General features: G+C 64.4%; 16 protein-coding genes. 7 read left to right on the top strand and 9 right to left on the bottom strand.

Annotated features, from left to right (window positions below; translation table 11 throughout):
- Positions 1-65: 65 nt before the first annotated feature.
- On the bottom strand, positions 66-1,295 hold the full coding sequence (locus tag BMY67_RS00145; protein WP_092767150.1) for a Glu/Leu/Phe/Val dehydrogenase dimerization domain-containing protein: 1,230 nt from the start codon (positions 1,293-1,295) through the stop codon (positions 66-68).
- Between the two features lie 230 nt (positions 1,296-1,525).
- On the opposite strand from BMY67_RS00145, the gene BMY67_RS00140 reads away from it, so the two are divergent.
- Positions 1,526-1,834: an ArsR/SmtB family transcription factor gene (locus tag BMY67_RS00140; protein ID WP_019948990.1), complete on the top strand. Its 309-nt coding sequence runs from the start codon at positions 1,526-1,528 to the stop codon at positions 1,832-1,834.
- A gap of 177 nt (positions 1,835-2,011) precedes the next feature.
- Here BMY67_RS00140 and hemA read toward each other — a convergent pair whose 3' ends face one another.
- Positions 2,012-3,283 carry a glutamyl-tRNA reductase gene (hemA, locus tag BMY67_RS00135; protein WP_092767148.1) on the bottom strand — a complete coding sequence of 424 codons (1,272 nt, stop codon included), beginning with the start codon at positions 3,281-3,283 and terminating at the stop codon, positions 2,012-2,014.
- 261 nt (positions 3,284-3,544) lie between these two features.
- Here hemA and BMY67_RS00130 point away from each other — a divergent pair, with 261 nt between their 5' ends.
- Positions 3,545-4,738 (top strand): ATP-binding protein, encoded by a 1,194-nt coding sequence (locus BMY67_RS00130; RefSeq protein ID WP_177189626.1) that lies wholly within the window; start codon positions 3,545-3,547, stop codon positions 4,736-4,738.
- Between the two features lie 140 nt (positions 4,739-4,878).
- Here BMY67_RS00130 and BMY67_RS00125 read toward each other — a convergent pair whose 3' ends face one another.
- The 5 genes from BMY67_RS00125 to BMY67_RS00105 all read right to left on the bottom strand — a co-directional run bounded on the left by BMY67_RS00125 (position 4,879) and on the right by BMY67_RS00105 (position 8,966).
- Positions 4,879-5,943: a lipocalin family protein gene (locus BMY67_RS00125; RefSeq protein ID WP_092767145.1), complete on the bottom strand. Its 1,065-nt coding sequence runs from the start codon at positions 5,941-5,943 to the stop codon at positions 4,879-4,881.
- 50 nt (positions 5,944-5,993) lie between these two features.
- Positions 5,994-6,458, bottom strand: a complete 465-nt coding sequence (locus tag BMY67_RS00120) for a carboxypeptidase-like regulatory domain-containing protein (RefSeq protein WP_143069639.1) — start codon at positions 6,456-6,458, stop codon at positions 5,994-5,996.
- A 32-nt stretch (positions 6,459-6,490) separates the two neighbouring features.
- Positions 6,491-7,201: a carboxypeptidase-like regulatory domain-containing protein gene (locus BMY67_RS19525; protein WP_092767141.1), complete on the bottom strand. Its 711-nt coding sequence runs from the start codon at positions 7,199-7,201 to the stop codon at positions 6,491-6,493.
- Positions 7,202-7,432: 231 nt separating this feature from the next.
- On the bottom strand, positions 7,433-8,167 hold the full coding sequence (locus BMY67_RS00110) for a peptidase associated/transthyretin-like domain-containing protein (RefSeq protein ID WP_092767139.1): 735 nt from the start codon (positions 8,165-8,167) through the stop codon (positions 7,433-7,435).
- Between the two features lie 82 nt (positions 8,168-8,249).
- Entirely contained in the window at positions 8,250-8,966 is a 717-nt protein-coding gene (locus BMY67_RS00105) for a carboxypeptidase-like regulatory domain-containing protein (RefSeq protein WP_143069638.1), read from the bottom strand.
- A 278-nt stretch (positions 8,967-9,244) separates the two neighbouring features.
- On the opposite strand from BMY67_RS00105, the gene BMY67_RS00100 reads away from it, so the two are divergent.
- The 5 genes from BMY67_RS00100 to BMY67_RS00080 all read left to right on the top strand — a co-directional run bounded on the left by BMY67_RS00100 (position 9,245) and on the right by BMY67_RS00080 (position 20,856).
- Positions 9,245-10,912, top strand: coding sequence for an amino acid permease (locus BMY67_RS00100; protein ID WP_092767136.1), 1,668 nt, complete (start codon positions 9,245-9,247; stop codon positions 10,910-10,912).
- 153 nt (positions 10,913-11,065) lie between these two features.
- Entirely contained in the window at positions 11,066-16,630 is a 5,565-nt protein-coding gene (locus BMY67_RS00095; RefSeq protein ID WP_092767134.1) for a DUF3320 domain-containing protein, read from the top strand.
- Positions 16,631-17,157: 527 nt separating this feature from the next.
- Complete coding sequence (locus BMY67_RS00090; RefSeq protein ID WP_245744812.1) at positions 17,158-19,437, top strand: M3 family metallopeptidase; 2,280 nt, start codon at positions 17,158-17,160, stop codon at positions 19,435-19,437.
- A gap of 201 nt (positions 19,438-19,638) precedes the next feature.
- Positions 19,639-20,226: a hypothetical protein gene (locus BMY67_RS00085; RefSeq protein ID WP_092767130.1), complete on the top strand. Its 588-nt coding sequence runs from the start codon at positions 19,639-19,641 to the stop codon at positions 20,224-20,226.
- 45 nt (positions 20,227-20,271) lie between these two features.
- The gene (locus BMY67_RS00080; RefSeq protein ID WP_143069637.1) at positions 20,272-20,856 is read left to right on the top strand and encodes a hypothetical protein; all 585 of its coding nucleotides are present in this window, start codon (positions 20,272-20,274) and stop codon (positions 20,854-20,856) included.
- Positions 20,857-20,865: 9 nt separating this feature from the next.
- On the opposite strand, the gene BMY67_RS00075 is transcribed toward BMY67_RS00080, so the two are convergent.
- Together BMY67_RS00075 and dusB are read right to left on the bottom strand one after the other, a co-directional pair.
- Positions 20,866-21,822 carry a DMT family transporter gene (locus BMY67_RS00075; RefSeq protein WP_092767126.1) on the bottom strand — a complete coding sequence of 319 codons (957 nt, stop codon included), beginning with the start codon at positions 21,820-21,822 and terminating at the stop codon, positions 20,866-20,868.
- 159 nt (positions 21,823-21,981) lie between these two features.
- Positions 21,982-22,971, bottom strand: a complete 990-nt coding sequence (dusB, locus tag BMY67_RS00070) for a tRNA dihydrouridine synthase DusB (RefSeq protein WP_092767124.1) — start codon at positions 22,969-22,971, stop codon at positions 21,982-21,984.
- Between the last annotated feature and the right edge of the window lie 91 nt (positions 22,972-23,062).

The following is a 23,062-nucleotide window of genomic DNA, read 5'->3' as shown; positions in this document are numbered from 1 at the left end:
AAGTCCCGCTTCGCGTTATGCGCCGGCCGGCCGCAACTACCGGGCCGCGCAACCGGGCCGTGGGGCTACACCAGCTGGCGCAGGGCCATTTCGAACGACTTCTGGGCCAGGCCGGTGCGCTCCTCGCTCTGGGCGCGGGTGCGCTCCAGCGCCGCCCGGATGATGCGCGAAGTATCCTCGAAAATGGCCTGGTCGGTGATTTCGGCGTCCGACTCCATCAGGTAAGCAAACACGCGGGCCATGCCGCAGTTGGCAATGAAGTCGGGGATGACACTCACGCGGGCATCGGCAAACTCGCCGGTGGGGCCGAAGAAGATTTCGGGGTCCTGGAAGGGCACATTGGCGCCGCACGAAATGACTTCGAGGCCATTAGCGGCCAGGGCTTCTACCTGGGCCTTGGTAACGAGGCGGGAGGCCGCGGCAGGCACGAATATTTCGGCCCCGCTATGCCAGATCTGCTCGTTGATTTCCTCGAACGACAGCCGGTTGTCGGCCGTCAGCTCGTTGCCCTGGCGGTTGAGCATCAGCTGGCGGATTTCTTCCAGCCCGAAGCCTTCGTTGCTCAGCAGCCCGCCGGCCCGGTCGATGATGCCGGTGATGCGCGCACCCTGGCTGGCCAGGTAGTAGGCCGCCGCGGCCCCCACGTTGCCCCAGCCCTGGATAATGGCCCGCTTGCCCGCCACCGAGCCGCCGCCCCACAGCGCGTAGTAGTGGCGCACGGCCTCGGCCACGCCGTAGCCGGTTATCAGGTCGGCCACGGTGTACTTACGGCGCAGGTCGGGCGAGTAGGCCACGTCTTCGAGCACCTTCACCACGCCCTGGCGCAACTGGCCCAGCTTCTGGATTTTCTGGGGCTCGGTGGCCTGGTAGTAGCCGTTTACCACGCCTTCCTGAGGGTGCCAGAGGCCGTAGTCTTCGGTGATGGGGATGACCTCGTGGATTTCGTCCACGTTCAGGTCGCCGCCGGTGCCGTAGTAGTTTTTGAGGAGCGGAAACACGGCCTTGTACCAGCGCTCCAGCACGCCGCGCTTGCGCGGGTCGCGGGGGTCGAAGTTGATGCCCGATTTGGCCCCGCCGATGGCCGGGCCCGACACCGTGAACTTCACTTCCATGGTTTTGGCCAGGCTTTCCACCTCGCGCTTATCGAGGCCCAGGCGCATGCGGGTGCCGCCGCCGGCCGCCCCGCCGCGCAGCGAGTTGATTACAACCCAGCCCTCGGCTTCGGTTTCGGCATCCTGCCACTCAAATACGATTTCGGGGCGTTTATTTTCAAACTTGGCCAGCAGGTCTTTCATCAAGCAAAGGGGGTGGGGTGAGAAGGGGTTTGGGCTGCAAAGGTAGGCACCCGGCCGGCAGGGGCCATAAGGCCGCGGGCGGGGCCGCGCTGCCGCCCCGCCCGCTAGTGTCGGGCTTGCCCCATATTCCGAGGTACAGCTTTCCGGGAAAAGGAACTTTGCAGGGCCCGAATATCGTATTAGCCCTATTCCCGCTCACCGTTCCGTAATACCACCCTTGCATTGCTGAAATGAAGCCATTACTTGCCCGAGTCGAATCGAAAAAAGTTGATAAAGCCGCCGCTATCCTGAAGGTGCTGGCCCACCCCAAGCGGCTGGCCATTGTAGACCTGCTGGGCAAAGAGGATAAAATGACTGTCACGGAGATTTACCGCTCCCTCGACCTGCCCCAGGCCATTGCCTCCCAGCACCTCATCACCCTCAAAGACCGCGGCATTCTCTCGTCGCTGAAAGTAGGAACCAAAATCTACTACTCGCTCTCCATCCCTAAACTGCTCGACGTCATCGACTCCCTCGAAGAGTGCTGCGAGTCGATTTAGGTTTTGAGCTGCCAGCCGCCAGCTACAAGCTTCAAGCGGATGTTCAATTAGCCAGCCGCCTGAAGCTGGCCTAAATGAGAAAAGCCCTGCATTCAATTGAATGCAGGGCTTTTTTGTAGTTAAACCACTCTCCCGAACGTAAGCTTGTCGCTTGAAGCTGGCGGCTTGCCGCTCTTATCAGAAAGCCGGCTGGCGCTCCAGGTCGAACAGGTCGGTGAGCGTGTCGATGAGCTGGTCGGCCTCGCCGCGCTTGCAGGCGGCCTTGAGCTGCAGCACGGGCTGCTTGAGGATTTTCTGCATCAGCGAGCGGGTGATGTCGTCGAGGCGCTTGGCTTCTTCGGGGCTGATTTTCTTTTTGTTATAGCGGTCCAGCTCTTCGAGGCGGATTTGCTCCAGCGCGTTTTTCAGCTTCTGAATGGTGGGCGACACCATCATTTCCTTGGTCCAGTCGCGCAGGCTCTCGATGCTTTCCTCGATAATGGCCCGCACCTGCGGCACCGATGCCAGCCGGCGCTCCAGCGCCGCCGAGGCCTTGCTATGGATGGTATCGATGTTATACACCAGCACGCCGGGCACCTGCTCCACGTCGGGCGCAATGCTGCGCGGCACCGACAAATCGATGAAGAACTTGTAGCTGAGCACCTCCAGGTTGGCCACCAGGGCCTTGCTGAAGAACGGCTCGGGCCGGGCAATGCTGCTGATGATGACGTCGGCTTCCTTGAGGCCCTCGGCCAGGTTTTCGAAATCGAGCAGCTGCAGGCCGCACTCTTCGGCCAGCGCCTCGGCCTTGCCGCGGGTGCGGTTACAGATGGTGACGTTGGAGAACAGCTTGCTGTCGCCGAAGTGGCGGCACACATCGGCCCCGATTTCGCCCAGGCCCACAATCAGCACCCGGGGGTTGGCTACGTCGGCGGTCAGCTCTTCCACCAGCTCCAGCGTGGCGTACGAGGTAGAGGCGGCGCCGTCGCGGAAGGCCGTTTCCTGCTGCACGCGCTTGTTGGTGAAGAACACGGTGTGCAGCAGCCGGTGCAGAAACGGGCCGGCCGCATCGGCATCGGCCGACCACTGGTAGGCCTGCTTTACCTGGTTGCTGATCTGCAAATCGCCTACTACCTGCGCTTCGAGGCCCATGGCCACCTCAAACAGATGGCGCACGGCGTCGAGCGAGCCGCTGAATACGTCGAAGTAAGGAACGAACTCGGCAACGGCGGGCAGGTTTTTCAGACTGGCCAGGGCCTCGATAACGGCGGCACTCTGGTCGTGGTCGGCCGAATAGTACACTTCCGTGCGGTTGCAGGTGCTCAGCACCAGCAGGTCCGTCAGGTCGAGCTCGTGGTGCAGGGTTTGCAGCAGGCGCCGGCAGTCGGCCTCATCCAGCGCAATCAGCTCGCGAATCGCAAGCGGCGCTTTTTTGAACGAGAGGCTGACGGCTTGAAAGGGATGGGACATAGCAAAAAGCCAGAACAGATAGCAGGGGGCAAAATTACATACAAATTGCTGGGGGAAAAACAGCTAATAAGGGCCAGTGGTTCGGGGCAAACTACTATTGTGGGCGAAACCCGCACGAAATGCCACCAACGCGGTTTCGGGCCAGCGCCGCTTGACGAAAATCATCTTTCCGGGCCGGGCGGCCTGACTTTGGCCGGGGCCGTATCTTCGGGGCCGGGGCCGCCGTATCGGAGGTCTCCATCTGCCGTTTTGCCGACCGCCGTGCTCCCAACCATTGCCATCTACGACCAGAAGTCGCGCATCAAGCTCGTTATCGTGGCCGTGGCCCTGCTGATTGGGGCCGCCACCGTTATCTACACCAACCTGCTGGTGCAGCGTCTCTCCGAGCGCGAGCAGCAGCAAATCGACCTCTACGCCGAAACCCAGCGCTACATCATCAACACCGAGGAGGAGTCGAACCTGTCGTTTCTCTACGACGAAATCATCGAAGCCAACAAAACCATCCCCGTCATCATCACCGACGGCGACGACAACATCATCGATGCCCGCAACGTGCATGTGCCCGAGGGCGCGAGCGAGGAAAAAACGACCCGGTTTCTGCGCGACCAAATCAACCAGATGCGGGAGCAGCACCCGCCCATCGAGATAAAAATAGGAGCCGGCCTGCGCAACTTTCTATATTATAAGGAGTCGGATTTGCTGACCCAGCTACGGCTGTACCCGCTGGTGCAGCTGGCCATTATCGGCTGCCTGGCCGTTATTGCCTACTTCGCGTTCAGCTACTCGCGGCGGGCCGAGCAGAACCGGGTGTGGGTGGGCCTGGCCAAGGAAACGGCCCATCAGCTGGGCACGCCGCTCAGCAGCCTGGTCGGCTGGCAGCAGTATCTGCGCGACTCGGAACGGTTTAAGGACGAGCCCATTGTGGAGGAGCTGGGCAAGGATATCCGGCGGCTCGAAATCATTACCGAGCGGTTCAGCAACATCGGCTCGGTACCGGTGCTCAAGGATGAAAACATCCTGCGCGTAACGGAAAACGCCATCAGCTACCTGCAAAGCCGGGTTTCGCGCAAGGTCAGCTTCGAGGTAAAAACCGACCTGCCCACCGATACGCCCGCTCAGGTGAACGTGCCGCTGTTCGACTGGGTAATTGAGAACATCTGCAAGAATGCCGTGGACGCCATGGATGGCCGCGGCAGCATCACGCTGCACCTGCGGCGGCCGGTGCGCGGCAACAAAGACCAGATTGCCATCGATATTACCGACACGGGCAAGGGCATTTCTAAAAGCCGGATGCAACGCGTGTTTCTGCCTGGCTACACCACCAAAAAGCGCGGCTGGGGCCTGGGCCTGGCCCTGGCCAAGCGCATCATCGAGAACTACCACAAGGGCCGCTTATTTGTAAAGTGGAGCGAGCCCGGCCGCGGCACCACGTTCCGGGTAATTCTGAATGGGTGAGTGGTATCAGTTGTCAGTTGCCAGTTGCCAGTTGCCAGTTGTCAGTTGTCAGTTGTCAGTTATCAGTTGTCAGTTGCCAGTTGTCAGGCCGTTCCTTAGCAGAAGAACGGCCTGACAACTGGCAACTGACAACTGACAACTCATTTCCCCCTGTTCGTAATTTCCACGTAGCTGTTGCCTTTTACGGGCTGGCCGTGGTGGGTGCCTTCGACGCGGCACATGCCTTCCCAGTAGTGCATTTTGAGGCCGGCGATGAGCTTGAGGGTTAGCTCCTGGTCGGGCATAACGGGGGTGATGGTGAGGTCGTAGCCCTGGCTGGGCACGCGCAGGCGCCACTTGTTGGGGTAGCGGAGTTTGGTATGCGGACTGGTCCAGTAGTCGAGCACCTCCAGCTGAAAGTCGGCGGCGTTCAGGTGCTGGCTGTTCAGGTCGGGGCCGTAGTGGGTGCCGCCGCTCACCACCAGGTCCGATTTCCGGTCGAAGAGCTGGTAGGCCATCAGCTCGGTGCGGGGCTCGTCGAGCTGCACCGAAAACCAGTCCCAGCCAATGTTTTTGCCCATTACCGAGGTGCCGTTCCACTGCCGGTCGTACCATAGCTCGCCTTCTACCTGGCGCACTTTACCGTCGATTTCGAGGGTGCCGGTGGTGGCCAGGCGCGGATAGCTGTAGTAGCCGGCGCGGGCCACGTCGCCGTAGTTTTCGTAGCCGGTGCCGTTGTGCAGCAGCACGGGCTTGGCGGGCGTGGTCGTCAGGTCGATGGCCTGGCCGGCGTGCTCGGCCATGCGGCCGCGCAGGTGGTAGCGGCCCTCCTGGCCGGTCAGGGTCCAGGTCTCGTTCTTTTTGCGGGCGCTCAGGTTCAGGGGCAGCGTGGCGGGCAGCAACCCGGGCAGGCGCGTTACCTTGTAGTCGTAGCGAAACTGCTTCTGCTGGGGGTCGGTGAGGGCGAAGTTCACCATCTGCCAGTCGCGCTTGCCGTTGATGTTGAAGTGGAAGAACACGTACTCGACGCCGAACGTCTCGCCGGTGGCCTTGTCGCGCAGGTGGCCGGTGAAGTACCACCACTCCAGGGAGTTGCGCTCGTGGGCGGCTTCCTCGCGGGGCAGTTCGGCCCGTTCGTTGAACACATCGTGCTGGCGGGTAGGCTTGAGGGCACAGCCGGAAGCGGCAAATAACAGAATCAGGGAGGCTAACAGCAGGTTTTTCATACTGCTGCCATAAGGGTTTCGGGCGTTGAAAGGTTTGAAAAAAGCCTTTATCAGTACAGCGGCCGCGTATCGGGCAGCAGCCGCACCACCGGTTGCTCAGTTAGCCGGGCATCGAGCCGCAGCGCCTGCCCCATAAAACCGATAGACGACAGCGTAATCTTTACCTGCCCTCGACGCGAGAGGTAGCGGGCCGGCACCGGCAGCCGGTAGCGCCCATTGCAGTCAGTGAAAACGGCCAGCCGGGTTCCGCGAATCCAGCAGGTAACACCGGCCAGGGGCTGGCCCGTCTCGTTATCTACAACCAGCCCTGCGGTAACGGCGGCCGCGCCGGCCTCGGCTGGCTGCGTGAAGTAAGGCTTGCCGGGTGGGGGCTCGTAGGCGGGCACGGTAGCCGGTAGCGGCGCCGTTGGCTGCTGGGCGGCAGCACCCGCGCCATACAGCAGCAATCCACCCAGCAATAAACTGGCTGGCAGCATGTTGGTGAGCATGCACGTATTATCTGAATGGGTGAGCATAAGGTTGAATTACTGGTTTCCTGGCCGGCTTACTACCACCGGAACGGCCGCGTCAGGCGCTGCCAGAGGCCGCGGGGCGTGTACCAGCGGCTCGACCTTGTTACTACCACTTCGCCCGTGAGCCGGTCGCAGGAAGCACTGAGCACAACGTTTCCCGTTTGGCTTATCGGCTCAACAACCGTTTCGAAGCCGATACTCGAAAATACCAGCCGGGCGTTGTTGCTCTCAGCTGGCATGTTCAGCTCGTACGTGCCATCGGCCCGGGTTGAGGTACCGTGCCGGGTGCCTTCCACCAGCACCGTTACCCCCGGCAGGCCCTGCCCATCGGCATCGGCTACGCGGCCCTGCACCACCCGAAACGGCAACTCGGGCTGTGGCCGGGCAGCCACTATTCCCATCGTCAGGGTTTGCTGCGTCAGGGTTTGGGGGCGCGGCAGCTGGGCCAGGGCGGGCAGGCCAGTACCCACTCCCAGCACGGCCAGCGTGGCCGCAACCCACCGGTTTGCGGCGGAGGCCTGCGGAGCCACTTGCAGCGGGCGGCGCAGCTGCTCGGGCCGGAAACGGCCGCAGGTTTTGCTGCTGGCCTGGCTCAGATGGGCAACCACCTCCGCATCGGTCATGCGGCTGAAATCGACTACTGTTTTGGCGCAGGCGGCGCAGTGGCGGCCCTGAGTGGCGGGCGTCATGGCGGCCCAGTTTTCGTGGCAGGGCTGAGGAACGGAGACGGTTAGGGAACGGGACATCGGGCAGCCGCTTGAAGTGAACGTATGCTAACCCGATGCCCGCCCGCCCCGGATTCCATACCAGCCAAGGCCAGAAATTTGGCCGGGGGCGAAAGGCCGGGCTGCCTATGTACGCTTGTTGGCTGACCCACTTTCTTATAAGCCATTGACTGACAAACAATTTGCCTATATAAAGCCTTTATTAATCTTCTACTATATATGTATCTATCTACCTTAAAACCTATTTCCGGTTTAGAGCGGCGGTTGCAGCGGTGGCGGAATGGGTGGGTCCGAAAAGACCGGCTCCCCCATGATGTAGCCCCGGTCGGCCACCGATTGGAGCCGTAGCGTGAGCGGCGGCGGGGCCGGCGTGAGGGGCACCTGTAGTTCGAACGGCTCGAACGCGAAAACGTCTCCCTGAATCCGCAGCCGCAGCTGCCCGTCGCGCACCGGGTCCCACTGCCGGCGCAGCGTCAGGCGGAAGTTGCCCTGCCCGTCGGTTACGGTGCCGTAGGGCGTGTCGCCGATGAATAGCTCGGCCCCCGCCACAACCCGGCTACCGGCCCCATCGAGCACTTGGCCCCGAACGACCACCGTATCCTGCGCGGCCGGGGCCGCCGTAGCATTTGCCGCCGAAGCCTGAACAGTGGCCGACCCGGCGGGGATTGGCGCTGCCCGGCTGGTAGCGGCCGATTCGGGTGGGGCGCTCTGGCAGGAACTGAGCAGGGGCTTGAGGCTGAGCAGCGCCAGGCCCGTAAGCAGCCAGCGCCGCCAGCGTGGCACCGGCGCCGAAGCGGCATGCCCGGCCCGAAAAAGGCCGCAGACCCGCCCCGCTCCCGGCTGCGCCAGCCAGGCCCGCACCTGGGCTTCGCTCATCGCAGAAAAATCCACGACTTCCCGCTCGCACTGCCCGCAGAAGCGGCCGGCGGCGGTGGGCGCCATGGTGGCCCAGGGCCGGACGCACGGCTTGGGAACGAAAACGGCCATGGCGGAAGCACATTGGGTGGGCAGTAGGGCAAAAAAACACCGCCCCGGCAGCAGACTGCAGCGGTAAAAGGAGCGGCCGTTGCTACAGCGGCGGCTTTTGCGGCGGCTCGTGGCCCATTACTTTGCCCATAATCATTCCCCGGCCGGGCTGCGACTTCAGCCGCACCGTTAATGGGGCCGGGGCCGGGCTCACGGCCACGCGCAGCGCCTGGGGCACGAATACGAACGGGCTGGCCGCCACGCGCAGGTTTACCAAACCGTTTTGCACCGGGGCCCACTGCTGCTTCATGGTAAAGCTGAAGTTGCCCTGCTCGTCGGTGGTGGCCCCGTAGGGCGTATCGGTAATGAAGATTTCGGCGCCCGCCACGGCCAGGCCGGTAGAATCATCGAGCACCCGGCCGCGGATGGTTACCTGCCCCTGCGGCGCGGCCGCCAGCTCGTCGGCCTGCTCCAGGGGGCCGGTGGTAGCGGTAGCGGCGGGTTGGGCACTCTGGCAGGAACTGAGCAGGGGCTTGAGGCTGAGCAGCGCCAGGCCCGTAAGCAGCCAGCGCCGCCAGCGCGGCGGGGCGGCCGCCAGCGCAGTGCCCGCCAGTACCGGGGGCGCAAACTGCCCGGCCCGGAAAAGGCCACAGACGCTGCCCCCTTCCGGCCGGGCCAGCCAGGCGTGCACCTGCGCCTCGCTCATCGCAGAAAAGTCCACGACTTCGTGCTGGCACTGCCCGCAAAAGCGGCCGGCGGCGGTAGGCGACATAGTAGCCCAGGGCTGGGGGCAGGGATTTGGAACGGAGAAACCAGACATGGTCGAGAGGATTAAAGGAGGAAGTAAGTATAAGAATATTTGACGGTTGCAGGTAGCCGGTTGGCAGTTGGCGGCGCCTGATTGCCAGGACCGCCCACGCAGCAAGCTGATAACCGGCAGCCGGCAACCGGACACTGAAAGCAGATTTCTGTATCTTTTGCCCTCTAAACCTGTTCTCCGCTCCGTTGTCAAACCCACTACCTCCCTCCCGCCTCACCGGGTTGTTCCGTCGTAAAACCGTTTCGGACCTTCTAGTAAACCCACCGGCCGACTCCGACATGACCGGCCCCACCCCCGGCGCCCACGGCCTGGAGCGTCACCTCACCGTCCGCGACCTGACGTCGCTGGGCATTGCGGCCGTTATCGGGGCGGGTATTTTCAGCACCATTGGCAACGCCGCCCACGACGGCGGCCCGGCCGTGTCGCTGCTGTTCGTGTTCACGGCCATTGCCTGCGCCTTTTCGGCCCTGTGCTACGCCCAGTTCGCGGCCACCATCCCGGTATCGGGCTCGGCCTACACCTACGCCTACGCCTCGTTCGGCGAGCTGGCGGCCTGGATTATCGGCTGGGCCCTGATTATGGAATACGCGGTGGGCAACATCGTGGTAGCCATTTCGTGGTCGGATTACTTTACCGGCCTCATGGACGGCGTGGGGCTGCACATTCCCATCTGGCTGACCATGGGCATGCAGAGCGCCCACAAGCATTACGAGGAAGTGCTGGCCCTCATGCAGGCCGGCAAGCCCCTGGCGGAGGCCACCGCCTCGCAGCTCACGGGCTACAACGCCTGGAACACCGCGCCCGAGCTGCCCGGCGGCCTGCGCCTGGTTATCGACCTGCCCGCCGGCCTCATCACGCTCGCCATTACGATGCTGGTGTACGTGGGCATCAAGGAATCGAAAAACGCCTCCAACATCCTCGTGGGCCTCAAACTGGTGGTAGTGGCCGTGGTGATTCTGGTGGGAGCCTTCTACATTCAGCCCGAAAACTGGAGCCCCTTCGCGCCCAACGGCATCGGCGGGGTGCTTAAGGGGGTATCGGCGGTGTTCTTCGCCTACATCGGCTTCGACGCCATTTCGACGACGGCCGAGGAGTGCAAGAACCCCCAGCGCGACCTGCCCCGGGCCATGATTTACGCCCTCATCATCTGCACCATCCTCTACGTGATTATCACGCTGGTGCTCACCGGCATGGTGAACTACAAGGAGCTGGCCGTGGGCGACCCGCTGGCTTACGTGTTCAATAAAGTGGGTGCGCGGTGGCTGGGAGGCATTGTGGCCGTATCGGCTGTGTTTGCCATGGCCTCGGTGCTGCTCGTGTTCCAGATTGGCCAGCCCCGCATCTGGATGGCCATGAGCCGCGACGGACTGCTGCCGCCGGTGTTTGCCCGGGTGCACCCGCGGTTCCGCACGCCCTCGTTCAGCACCATCGTTACGGGCCTGTTTGTGGGCATTCCGGCGCTGCTGCTGAACATGGATTTGGTGATTGACCTGACCAGCATCGGCACGCTGTTCGCCTTTGCGCTGGTGTGCGGCGGCATCCTCATCATCGACCCCTATGGCACTTCCGACGCCCGTTTCAAGGTGCCGTATATCAATGGGCAGTTCCTGGTGCCGCTCACGCTGGCCATCTGCGGGGGGCTGGTATTGACCTACAATCAGGAAGGTATCCGCGAGTTTACCAAGGCCCTGGGCAGCGGCTATGAGGAAGGCCGCCACTACATTCCGATGCTGGTGTTCTTCGTTTTCTGCCTGGGCCTGTCGTGGCTCTCGTTCCGCAAGCGCCTGAGCTTGCTGCCCACCCTGGGCCTGCTTATCAACCTATACCTGATGACGCAGCTGGGCGTGAACAACTGGCTGCTGTTCTTCGGCTGGCTGGTGATTGGCCTGGCCCTGTATTTCAACTACGGCTACAAGCACTCCAAACTGCGGCTAAAGCACGCGTAGGGGACGTATCTGTAGTCTTGACTTCAATCTGCAGTCCTTTCCGCAGCTTCTCCCCGACGCCGAGCAGCGGTAGTTGAAGACCCTTTATTTCCGCCTATTCTTTGGGCTGCGGACTGAAGTCCGGGCCATATTGGCCCGGATTATTCCACTCTTATGCCCACCCTTACTCTTGCCGCCCGCCTCGAAGCTTCCCGCCAGGAGCTGCTCGACCTTGGTTTGCGCAACCCGCTGCTCAACTTCCGGCTTTCCAAGGCCCAGGGCGTAGCCGTGGTGCGCGAAGAGTCGGCGCAGGTGCTCGACATATTGGTACGGCAGGGCAAAACCATGTACTTCACCGCCGCCCCCGAGCCCGCTCGGGAAACGCCCCCTGGCGCGGCTGGAGAGGCTCCGGGAGCCCAATTCGCGGAGGTGGCCGGCGTAGCTGAAGTAACAGCCGACGCCAACACATCTGGCCCGACAGGTGCTGCCAACGCCCCGGCCGGCCCGGTGCCGACGCTGGAGCAGTACCTGGAGGAACACCTGCCAGTGGCCCTTTCGGAGGCCGAGCAGCGGGTTTTGCTTACCGACAACAGGCTGCAAACGGCCGAGCCGCTGGCCCGCCTGGAAACCCGGCTGCTCAACACCTACTACACGGCCCGCACCAGCCTGGAAGAAACGGGCGTCAATATTCTATACCTGGCGCTGGGGCAGCTGAGCTGGTACGAGTCGGAAAGCAGCGCCGAGGCCCGGCAGGCCCCGCTGGTGCTGGTGCCGGTGGTGCTGGAGCGCGGCACGGTAGCCGAGCGGTTCAAGCTCACGTATTCGGGCGCCGAAGTGGAGGGCAACCTGAGCCTGCAGGCCCGGCTGAAGGCCGATTTCGGCATTGCCCTGCCCCTGCCCGACCCCGACAACCAGCCGCTGGCCGACTACTTCGCCGCCGTGCGGGCCGCCCTGGCCAGCCGCGGCCGCTGGGCCGTGGCGGCCGACGCAATGGCCCTGAGCTTCTTCTCGTTCAGCAAGCTGATGCTCTACCGCGACCTGGACCCGGCCACCTGGCCCAGCGCGGCCGACGGCACCCCGGCGCTGCTGGCCCACCCCGCCATCCGGGCCCTGCTCGACCAGGAAACCGGCTTCACCGACGCCCCGCCCAGCGTGGGCGAGCAGGCCTTTCTCGACACCGAAAGCCCCGCCCACGAGCTGCACCAGGTGCTCGATGCCGACTCCTCGCAGCTGCTGGCGCTGCTGGCCGTGCAGGAGGGCCGCAACCTCGTGGTGCAGGGCCCGCCCGGCACGGGCAAGTCGCAGACTATTGCCAACCTGCTGGCCGAGGCCATTGGGGCGGGCAAGAAGGTGCTGTTCGTGGCCGAGAAGATGGCGGCCCTGGAAGTGGTGAAGCGCCGCCTCGACGCGCTGGGCCTGGGCGACGCCTGCCTGGAGCTGCACAGCAACAAGGCCAACAAAAAAGCCCTGCACGACGAACTGCGCCACACCTTGGCCCTGGGCCGGCCCGCCGCCTCCTCGACCCTCGACGCCCAGATTGCCCAGCTGCCGCCCCTGCGCGCCCAGCTCAATGACTACGCGCTGGCCGCCAACGCGCCGCTGGGCCACAGCCGCCGCACGGCCCAGCAGGTGGCGGGCGAGCTGCTGGCCCTGCGCGAGCAGGTGGGCCCCGCGCCCCTGCCCCGGCCCGCTTTCCCCGATATAGCCACCTGGACCGATGCCGATGCCACCCGCGCCGAGGCCCTGGCCGGCCGCCTACAGGCTACCCTGGCCCGCAACGGACCGCCGCCCCAGCTGCTGTTCTGGGGCTCCAACCTGACGCTACTGCTGCCCGCCGAACAGGAAGCCCTGCGAACCCAGCTGGCCACCGCTCGCCAGGCCGTAGAAGAACTAACCCGCGCCGCCACCGCCGAGGCCGCCCTCTGGCACGCCCCGCCACCGCCCGATTCCGCCGCCGTGCAGGCCCTGCGCCCCCTGGCGGCCCAGGCGTTGCGCGAGGCCGAAGCTGCCCATCAGCCGGGGGTCGCAGGTACCGTCGAGGCCCTGCAAACGGCGGCACTGGCGGTGGCCGGGCTGCTGCAACTGCCCGCCCCGACCGACCACCACGCCGCCGAAACGCTGCTGGCCCAGGCCCAATGGGCGCACGCCGAGGCGCTGACGGCCCACTCGGGCGAGGCCGCCGCCGCCGTGGCCGCCGCCCAGGCCGCCGCCGCCACGCTCGCGCTCCAGCTGGACTTGTACATCCCGGCCGATGCGGCGGCAGCAGCGGCGCTGGTGCCGGTGGCCGAACATGCCGCGCAGGCCCCTTCCCTGGCAGGGGTGGCCGTAAAAGATGCTTTCTGGCGGCAACCCGATAGTCCGCTGCCGGCTGCCTACGAGGCGGGCACGGCCATACTAAGCCTGCACGCCGCGCATGATGGCGCGCTGCTGCCCGAGGCCTGGGGCCAGAACCTGACCGCCGAACGCGCCGTGCTGGAAACCACCGGCCCCAAGTGGTGGCGTTGGCTGAGCGGCGACTACCGCCGGGCCCGCAAGCGCCTCAAGCAGCTGTGGCGCGGCCCGCTCCCCACGTCGGCCGAGCTGATTGTGGTTATTGATGCCATCCACGAGGAAGCTGGTCACCAGCAGGTGCTCAAGAAGTTCAGCCTGCAAGCCAGCAGGTTGTTCGGGCCGGGCTGGCGCATGGAGCATTCAGATTGGCCCGCCCTGCTGCACGCCGCCGACTACCTCACCCTGACGCACCAGTTGCTCGCCCACGAGCAGCTGCCTGCCGAGCTGCTGTCCTACCTGGCCGCCAACAAGCCCGCCACCGCTCTTACCCAGCCGCTGGCCGCGCTCCGGACCTCCTTACCCCGGCAGCAATACGCGCTCCAGCAGGCGCTGCAAGCTGTTGCCCCCGCCAGCCCCGGCCTGCCCGCCGAGCTAGCCACAGAAACCTTCGCCGCCCAGGCCGCGGCCCTGGAAGCCTGGGTGGCTGCCACGCCCCGCGCCGACGACGTAGCGGCCCTAGTAGCAGCCTGCGCCGCCGCGCTCCGGCAGTTCGGGCAGCTGCGTGAGGCCATTATGGAGGCGCTGCCTGCGGCAGAGTCGTTGTTCGGGCTGGCGGCTGGCTGGGAGGGGTTGGCTTTTGATGAGCAGGCGGTTGCCCTGCGGAATTGGGTGCAGGCTGCGCCCCGGCCGGCCACGCTGACGGCGGCCGCCAGCGCCACAGAAGCCGCCTTGGAGGCGCAGCAGCGCGCCGTAGCGGCCGTGGTGGCGGCCCTGGCGCTGGACGAGGCGCGGCGGTTTGGCGACGCTGGTCCGTTGGCCGCCCAGCCGCTGGCGGCCCAGGCCGAATTGCTCGCCGCCTGGGCCGCCGATTTGCCGGCTTTGCAGCTGGCGCTGGAGTGGAACAACGTGGCTGCCGCCGTGCGCGCCGAAGGTCGGCCCGAGCTGCCGCTGCTGGCCGAAACCTGGCCCGAAGCCGCCCGGCACCTGACGGCCGCCGTGCGCCAGACCTGGCTGGAATACCTGCAACGGCTGGCCTACACGCAGTTTCCGGCGCTGCCGCAGTTCGAGCGGGCCGGCCACGAGGATGCCGCCGCCCGGTTCCGGGCCGCCGACCAGGCCAGCCTGCTGCACAACCGCACCCGCGCCATGACGCAGCACTACGACAGCCTGCCCAACCCCCACTTGCCCACCGCCAGCGGGCAAATGGCCATCATCAAAAACGAGTTTGCCAAAAAGAAAAACCACCTGCCCATTCGCCAGCTCATGCAGAAAGCCGGGCGGGTGGTGCAGGCCATCAAGCCGGTGTTTATGATGTCGCCGCTGTCGGTGGCCAGCTTTCTGCCGCCCGAGGCGTTGGAGTTCGATTTGGTGGTGTTCGATGAGGCCAGCCAGGTAAAGCCCGTGGATGCGCTGGGGGCCGTGGCGCGGGGCAAGCAACTGGTGGTGGTCGGCGACTCCAAGCAGCTGCCGCCCACCTCGTTCTTCGACTCGCTGACCGGCACCGGCGAGGCCGCCGACGAGGACAACGTCACGGCCGACATCCAGAGCATTCTGGAGCTGTGCAAGGCCCGCCAGATGCCCGAACGCATGCTGCGCTGGCACTACCGCAGCCTGCATCAGTCGCTGATTGCGGCGTCCAATCACTTGTTTTACGAGGACCGGCTGGTGATTTTCCCGAGTCCGGGCGGGCGGGGGCAGCTGGGGCTGGTGTACCACCACCTGCCCGAAACCTACTACGAGCGGGGCACCAGCCGTACCAATCCGCTCGAAGCGGCCGCGGTGGCCGCCGCCGTGCTGCATCATGCCCGCACCACGCCCCGGCTCACGCTGGGCGTGGTAGCGTTCAGCACGGTGCAGCGCCAGGCCATCCAGGACGCGCTGGAAGTGGTGCGCCGCCAGCACCCCGAAACCGAAGCCTTTTTCGCCGCCCACCGCCACGAGCCCTTCTTCATCAAGAACCTGGAAAACGTGCAGGGCGACGAGCGCGACGTGATTCTCATCAGCATCGGCTACGGCCGCACCAAGGACGGTTACCTGTCGATGAGCTTCGGACCGCTGAACGGCGAGGGCGGCGAGCGACGGCTCAACGTGCTCATCACCCGGGCCAAGCAGCGCTGCGAGGTGTTCACCAACCTTACGGCCGACGACCTGGATTTGAGCCGCACCCAGGCCAAGGGCGTGGCGACGCTCAAAACCTTTCTCGGCTTCGCCCAGCACGGCCGCCTCAACCAGAACGAGGAAACCGGCCGCGCGATGGATTCGCCCTTCGAGGAGGCGGTGCACCGCGCCCTCACGGCCCGCGGCTACCAGGTGCGCCCCCAAATCGGCAGCCAGGGCTTTTACATCGATTTGGCCGTGGTCGACCCCGACCAGCCGGGTCGCTACGTGCTGGGCATCGAGTGCGACGGGGCCATGTACCACAGCGCCCGCTCGGCCCGCGACCGGGACCGGCTGCGCCAGCAGGTGCTCGAAGCCGTGGGCTGGCGCCTGCACCGCATCTGGAGCACCGACTGGTTTCGCGACCCCGCGCGCGAAACCGACCGCGCCGTGGCCGCCATCGAGGAAGCCCGCCGCCTAACCGCCCTCGACGCCCCCGACGAGCCGGAGCCGGATGAATTGGCCGGGCTGGCCGAACAGGAACTCCTGGACGAAACCGCGCCGCTGGAGCGCGAGGAGCCCGCCGCGCCGCACACCAACCCCGCCGTGCAGCCTTACCAGGTGGCCCGGCTGCCCGACGCCATCCGCCAGCAGGAGCTGCACCAGTACAGCCTGGGCCAGGTGGCCAACTGGCTGAACCTGGTGGTGCTGGTGGAAAGTCCGGTGCATATCGAGGAGGCCACCCGGCGGCTGGCCCAGGCCAGCGGGGCCACCCAGGTGGGCGCGCGCCTGCGCAAAGTGGGCCGCGACGCCGCCCTGCTGGCCCAAAACCTGCACTACCTGCGCCGGGAGGGCGACTTCCTCTGGACCCCCACCATGCAGCAGCCGCCCCTGCGCGACCGAAGCCAGCTACCCGCCATTTCGCGCAAGCTGCCCTTCGTAGCCCCCGAGGAGCTGGCCGTGGCCCTGCGCACCGTAGTGGCGCAAAGCTTCGCGCTACCCCGCGAAACCGTATTCCTGCCCGCCGTGCGCCTGCTAGGCTTCACCCGCCTCAGCGACGACATGCGCCAGCAGCTGGAGCCCGCCCTAACCGCCCTGCTGGCAAGCGGCGAGCTGGAAGAGCAGAACGGCGTACTGAAACCAAGCAGTTGACGATAAGTGTGGCACGGACTTCAGTCCGTAGCCCGCCCGCGAGGGGAGTGGGGCTGGCTGCACGAAAGCGGGCCGTATGCCTGTAGCGCGAAGCTTCCGCTTCGCGTTTCGTTGCACGACAGCGTGTGGCAGTTATACTCGTCGCAAAGTGAAATGCGAGCACGGTGTAGAGACGCAACAGTTGGAGTCTCGTCGTTGAACGGCCGGGAATGTGCTTCCTAACAACATCAGCAACGACGAGACTCCAACTGTTGCGTCTCTACACCGTGCTCGCATTTCACTTTGTGATGATAATAGCAACGAAACGCGAAGCGGAAGCTTCGCGCTACAGGCTAATGGCACCCTTTGGCAAGGTGAAGCGGTGAACTAAACAGGTGGTTCAGGCCTTCAATTATACCCCCGCTAAAAACCATAAGAGGAAACGGCCCCGCGCAACGGGGCGGGCTACGGACTGAAGTCCGTGCCACATGCGGGGCGGCGCTACGGCGTATCTTCGCCCGCATCCCACCTTATCTGACTTCTTGTTCATGAGCCAATTCTTTTCTGTTTCCCTGCCCATGTTGCCGCTGCTGGCGGGCCTGGGCCTGGCCGGCGCTACCTTTTCGGGGGCGCAGGCGCAACCTTCAACTGCTACCAAAATGATGGTCGGCCAAAACTCTCCGATGCCGCTGCTCCAGCCCTGGAGTGGCCCCCACGGCGGCGTTCCGCCTTTCGACAAGGTGAAAGTGGCCGATTTCAAGCCCGCGCTGGAAGTGGCGATGGTGGACAACCTGGCCGAAATTGCCCGCATCGCCAACAACCCCGCCGCGCCTACCTTCGAGAACACCATCGCGGCCATGGAGCGCAGCGGCAGCGCCCTCGATCGGGTCGGGACGGTGTACGGGATCTGGGGCACCTCGCTCAACGACGCCAAGTTCGCGGCCGTGCAGGCCGAAATGGCCCCCAAGCTGGCCGCCTTCAGCGACCAGATAACCCAGAACGCGGCCCTGTTCAAGCGCATTGAGGCGGTGTACAACGGCATGACGACCAGCAACCTCACGCCTGAGCAGCAGCGGCTGACGGAGGTGCGCTACAAGGCCTTCGTGCGGGCCGGCGCCAAGCTCGACGCCCCGGCCAAAGCCCGGCTTTCAGAGATAAATCAGCAGCTGGCGGGCCTGTTCAACAACTTCTCGCAGAACGTGCTGGCCGATGAAGCCAATGAAATGCTGGTGCTCAAAACCGAGCAGGATATGAGCGGCTTGCCCGCCTCGCTGCGCGACGGGGCCAAAGCCGCTGCCGATTCGCGCAAAGTGGCCGCGGCCGGCGTCATCACTAACACCCGCTCCAGCGTCGACCCGTTCCTGACCTACTCCGACCAGCGGGCGCTCCGCGAGAAGGCCTGGCGCATGTTCACCAACCGCGGCGACAACGGTGGGGCCCACGACAACAACGCCATCATCACCCAGATACTGCAACTGCGGGCCGAGCGGGCCAAGCTGCTGGGCTACGAAACCCACGCCCATTTGCGCCTCGACAACACGATGGCCAAAACGCCCGAGGCCGCCATGCAGCTCATGGAGCAGGTCTGGACCCCGGCCGTGGCCCGCGTGAAGGAGGAAGTGGCCGACATGCTGGCCCTAGCCAAAAAAGAGGGTGCCCCGGCCGATTTCAAGATTGAGCCCTGGGACTATGCCTACTACGCCGAGAAGGTGCGCAAGGAGCGCTACGACCTCGACCAGAACGAGGTGAAGCAGTATTTGCAGCTCGATAAAATGCGCGAGGGCATGTTCTGGATGGCCGGCGAACTATTCAACTTCAGCTTCCAGCCCGTCACCGACGTGCCCGTATTCCACCCCGACGTGCGGGTGTGGCAGGTGAACGACAAAACCACCGGCCAGCAGGTGGGTCTCTGGTACTTCGACCCCTACGCCCGCCCCGGCAAGAAATCGGGGGCCTGGATGAATGCCTACCGCAACCAGGAGCGCATGGACGGCCGGGAGGTAACCACCATCGTGTCGAACAACTCCAACTTCGTGAAGGGCAAGCCCGGCGAGCCGGTGCTCATTTCGTGGTCGGATGCCACTACTCTGTTCCACGAGTTCGGCCACGCCCTGCACGGGCTGTCGAGCAACGTGACGTACCCCACTCTCTCGGGCACCAGCGTCGTGCGCGACTACGTGGAGTTCCCCTCGCAGGTGCTCGAAAACTGGCTGCCCACGCCCGAGGTGCTCAACCGCTTCGCCCTGCACTACCAAACCGGCAAGCCCATCCCGCAGGCCCTGGTCGACCGCATCAACAAGGCCAGCACCTTCAACGAGGGTTTCGCCACCACCGAGTTTCTGGCCAGCGCCCTTATCGATATGAAGCTGCACCTGGCCGGCGACCAGAAAATCGACCCCGACAAGTTCGAGCGCGAAACCCTGGCCCAGCTGGGCATGCCCTCCGAGCTGGTGATGCGCCACCGCACGCCCCAGTTCAACCACATTTTCTCCTCCGATGGCTACTCGGCCGGCTACTACTCCTACCTGTGGTCGGTGGTGCTGGCCGCCGACGCCTTCAGCGCCTTCACCGAGGCCGGCGGGGCCTACGACAAAGCCGTGGGCGAGCGACTACGCCAGAACGTGTTCCGCGTCGGTAACACCATCGACCCCGCCGCCGGCTACCGCGCCTTCCGCGGCCGCGACCCGAAAATCGATGCCCTGATGAAGCAGCGCGGCTTCCCGATGACGACGGCAGCCCCGGCCGCGACGCCCGCCACGCCAGTTGCTCCGGCAGCGGCACAGCCGGAAAAAGTCAAGGTGAAAATCAAAAACGGCAAGCGGAAATAACGGCTGAACGGCTCGGCCGCTGACAGCGCTGCTAAGAGCTAAAAAGCTAGCTCCCCTCCTTGGAAAGGAGGGGTTGGGGGTGGTTGATTTACGTCTGAACGATAATTAGTTGCTATTTTTTAGCAACCGTTTCAGCGGCATCAACCACCCCCAACCCCTCCTTTCCAAGGAGGGGAGCTAGTTTTTAGCCTCAACTCGCTCATGCCCGACTTCGACACCGCCGAAACCGTCCTGCTAACCATGCGCCTGGCCGGCTCGGTGCCCGCCCGCGCCGGCCGCGAGTTGCAGGCCCGGCGCGTGGCCGCTCAAACCGAGGCCCGCACCGCCCCCGACCCCGCCGCGGCCGGTCGCCGGGCCGAAAAGCAGTTCTTCGCCGCCTTCGATGCCTTGCTCGACGCCCATACCGTGGGGCCCGACTACCTGGGCCGCGAGAAGCTGGCCGAGTTGGTGGCCGGCGAGCTGCTGATGCTGGAGGAGCAGGGGCTGCGGGTGCCAGGCTTCGTGCTGCTGCCCAACCACCTGCACGCCGTGCTGGTGCTACCGGCCGAAGCGGGCCTGTCGCTCTACAAAACCATCGAACTGCTGCACCAGCGCACCGCCGCCCAGGCCCGCCGGCTGCTACGCGGCCAGCTCCCGCCCGAGGCCGACTTCTGGCACCCCGGCGGCTCCCACGAGCTGCCGATTCAGGATGAAGCCGAGCTACGGCGCGTGCTGGCCTACCTGACCGCCCACCCCGCCCGCCTGGGTTTGCCGGAGCGGTTCCACGCGTGGCCGTATGTGAATGAGTGAATGTGTGAACAATATGTATTATTGGAGCCACTGTAAGTAGCCTACATGAGATATACCTACTGGCTGATTGTTCTTCTGTTATGCAATGGCTGCCGCCCCCGTGTGCCTGAAACTCCGTGGACTACTCTGAAAGTAGACGATCAATTGCTCGTGCAGCTACCTGCTCAACCTCAGGAAATAAGTGCACCGGATATCATGGCGACCCTTCATCCGCAGCGGAAACAGGATGATCTGGTGGAAGACACGCAAGTGTACAGGCTGGAGGATACCAGCGCGGTATATGTAGTTATCAGGATTCCGATGCTGAGAGAGCCACCTTTTTCTCCGGATCCGGAAGTCCGTAAATCGTATTATCTCAGCCGAGCTATTCCGCTGATGATGAATCAGGCAAGCAGTATCCTTCTGGAACAGTCAGTAGTTCAGCAGAATGGTTTTGACCGTATTACGGTGAAGTACCGAGAGGAAAACCCCGAGGGTATTCCGATTATAAAGTATACACATATGCTAACCGTGGGAAAAGCTGTGTATCAGTTGCATTTCCTGCCACTACGCCAATCTGGTGACTTTAAAGAAGCAGAACGGCTGCGGTTTTTCAACTCCGTGGAAATTCAACAGCCAGCTGAAGACTGAGCATCCGGCCTACTTGGCCCGGTGGATAATAGCGACGCTTACCAGAATAATGACCATCCCCAGCAGGTGCCAGATGTTGAATTCTTCGCCATCGAGCACGCCCCAGGCCAGGGCTACTACCGGAATCAGGTAGGTGTTGGAGGCGGCAAACAGGGCGGTGGAGGTTTGGATGAGGCGGTTGAACAGCACCATGGCCACGGCCGTGCTCATAGTGGCCAGCAGGGCAATGTAGCCGAAGGCCGTCCAGGCGCCGGGCACGGTGGCCAGCTTGCCCAGAAAATCGGTGCCCACCAGCAGAAACGCCAGCGCCGGCCCGCCGATGAACAGCAGCAGCAGCCCCGTAACGGCCAGGGCCGGAATGTCGCTCAGGTGGCGCTTAATCACGTTCACGCTCACACCGTAGCCCAGCGTAGCGGCCACGATGAACAAGCCGTACCAGGCGTTGCCGCTGCCCCCGGCCGGAGCCGTACCAGCCGCCGCGCTGCCACCCAGCAGCATCAGTACCAGCGTGCCCGCTAGGCCCAGCGCAATGCCCAGCACCCGCAGGCCAGTGAGCTTCTGCCCGAAAAAGGCGGCCCCCACCACCAGCGTAAACACGGCCGTGAGGGCGTTGAGCACGCCCGCCAGGCCCGAGGCCAGCCGGGTTTCGGCGTAGGCAAACAGAAACGCTGGCAGCAGCGTGCCCACCACCCCGCTCAGCAGCAGCCACTTGATTTTCTCCCGGCTCACCCGCCCCAGGTGGCGCAGGGCAAACGGCAGCAGTAGCAGCGCCGCCACGCTCACCCGCGTGGCGCCCAGTTCCAAAGCCGAAAACACCACCAGTCCCTTCTTCATCAGAATAAACGACGTGCCCCAGATGCCGGCCAGCACCAGCAGCAGCACCCAGGCCGTGGCCGTGGGGGCCGGCGGGGCCACGGCGGCAACGGGCGGGGCAGTAGGGGCGGCAGCGGCAGGCGTGGTAGGCATTGAGGTGAAAAAGGCAGATGTGGGAATAAATAAGATTAAAAGAACGTCATGCTGAGCTTGCCGAAGCATCTCGCGCGCTGATGTTGAATTACCACTGCAACATCAGCACGCGAGATGCTTCGGCAAGCTCAGCATGACGTTCTTTTACAACGCAACACGCTACCCCACCAGCACCGGCTCGGCGGCGCTGATTTCGTCGAGGATGTGGTGGATTTCCAGCGGGTCGTTGGTATCGACGAGGCGGCTGCGCCACTGGCGGGCCCCTTCGAGGCCGCGGAAGTACTGGGCGTAGTGGCGGCGCATCTCGAACACGCCGGCCCGGGGGCCTTTCCACTCCAGGCTTTTCTCGAAGTGCATGCGGCAGGCCTGCACCCGCTCCTCCACGGTGGGCGGGGCCAGCAGCTCGCCGGTGGCCACGTAGTGCTTCACCTCCCGAAAAATCCAGGGGTAGCCGATGGCGGCGCGGCCAATCATGATGCCATCGACGCCGTAGCGGTTTTTGTACTCCACGGCTTTCTGGGCCGAGTCGATGTCGCCGTTGCCGAAGATGGGGATTTTGATGCGCGGGTTGTTCTTGATGGCCGCAATCAGCCGCCAGTCGGCCTCGCCCTTGTACATCTGCACGCGGGTGCGGCCGTGCACCGTGAGGGCCTCGATGCCCACGTCCTGGAGGCGCTCGGCCACTTCCTCCACGTTTTTGGTGCTCTCGTCCCAGCCCAGGCGGGTTTTCACGGTTACCGGCAGGTGGGTGGCCCGCACCACGGCGGCCGTCATTTCCACCATTTTGGGGATGTCGCGCAGCAGGGCGGCGCCGGCGCCGCGGCAGGCCACCTGCTTCACGGGGCAGCCGTAGTTGATGTCAATCAGGTCGGGGCCGGCCTCGGTGCTCAGGCGGGCGCACTCGCCCATCGTGGCCACGTCGGAGCCGAAGAGCTGGATGCCGATGGGCCGCTCGTAGTCGAACACGTCGAGCTTCTGGCGGCTTTTGGCGGCGGCCCGGATCAGGCCCTCCGACGAGATGAACTCGGTGTACATCAGATCGGCCCCGCCCTGCTTGCAAACGGCCCGGAACGGCGGGTCCGACACGTCCTCCATGGGCGCGAGCAAGAGCGGGAAATCGGGCAGGGCAATGTTGCGAATGTGGACCACTTCTTATTGAGCTGATAGCTAGTAGCGGTTGGCTGTTAGCTTTTTTTCGGAAAGAAAACCAGCCGCCGGGCCGGTTTGGCGCCGGCGCTGG

This window comes from Hymenobacter actinosclerus, from assembly GCF_900111515.1.
Lineage (GTDB): Bacteria > Bacteroidota > Bacteroidia > Cytophagales > Hymenobacteraceae > Hymenobacter > Hymenobacter actinosclerus.
This window is presented reverse-complemented; position numbering and strand designations above follow the sequence as displayed.

Bases quoted from the DNA above. Each gene is read 5' to 3' on its own strand.
- BMY67_RS00145 (WP_092767150.1), bottom strand. From the start codon at position 1,295: ATGAAAGACCTGCTGGCCAAGTTTGAAAATAAACGCCCCGAAATCGTA.
- BMY67_RS00140 (WP_019948990.1), top strand. From the start codon at position 1,526: ATGAAGCCATTACTTGCCCGAGTCGAATCGAAAAAAGTTGATAAAGCC.
- hemA (WP_092767148.1), bottom strand. From the start codon at position 3,283: ATGTCCCATCCCTTTCAAGCCGTCAGCCTCTCGTTCAAAAAAGCGCCG.
- BMY67_RS00125 (WP_092767145.1), bottom strand. From the start codon at position 5,943: ATGAAAAACCTGCTGTTAGCCTCCCTGATTCTGTTATTTGCCGCTTCC.
- BMY67_RS00120 (WP_143069639.1), bottom strand. From the start codon at position 6,458: ATGCTCACCCATTCAGATAATACGTGCATGCTCACCAACATGCTGCCA.
- BMY67_RS19525 (WP_092767141.1), bottom strand. From the start codon at position 7,201: ATGTCCCGTTCCCTAACCGTCTCCGTTCCTCAGCCCTGCCACGAAAAC.
- BMY67_RS00110 (WP_092767139.1), bottom strand. From the start codon at position 8,167: ATGGCCGTTTTCGTTCCCAAGCCGTGCGTCCGGCCCTGGGCCACCATG.
- BMY67_RS00105 (WP_143069638.1), bottom strand. From the start codon at position 8,966: ATGTCTGGTTTCTCCGTTCCAAATCCCTGCCCCCAGCCCTGGGCTACT.
- BMY67_RS00100 (WP_092767136.1), top strand. From the start codon at position 9,245: ATGACCGGCCCCACCCCCGGCGCCCACGGCCTGGAGCGTCACCTCACC.
- BMY67_RS00095 (WP_092767134.1), top strand. From the start codon at position 11,066: ATGCCCACCCTTACTCTTGCCGCCCGCCTCGAAGCTTCCCGCCAGGAG.
- BMY67_RS00090 (WP_245744812.1), top strand. From the start codon at position 17,158: ATGAGCCAATTCTTTTCTGTTTCCCTGCCCATGTTGCCGCTGCTGGCG.
- BMY67_RS00085 (WP_092767130.1), top strand. From the start codon at position 19,639: ATGCCCGACTTCGACACCGCCGAAACCGTCCTGCTAACCATGCGCCTG.
- BMY67_RS00080 (WP_143069637.1), top strand. From the start codon at position 20,272: ATGAGATATACCTACTGGCTGATTGTTCTTCTGTTATGCAATGGCTGC.
- BMY67_RS00075 (WP_092767126.1), bottom strand. From the start codon at position 21,822: ATGCCTACCACGCCTGCCGCTGCCGCCCCTACTGCCCCGCCCGTTGCC.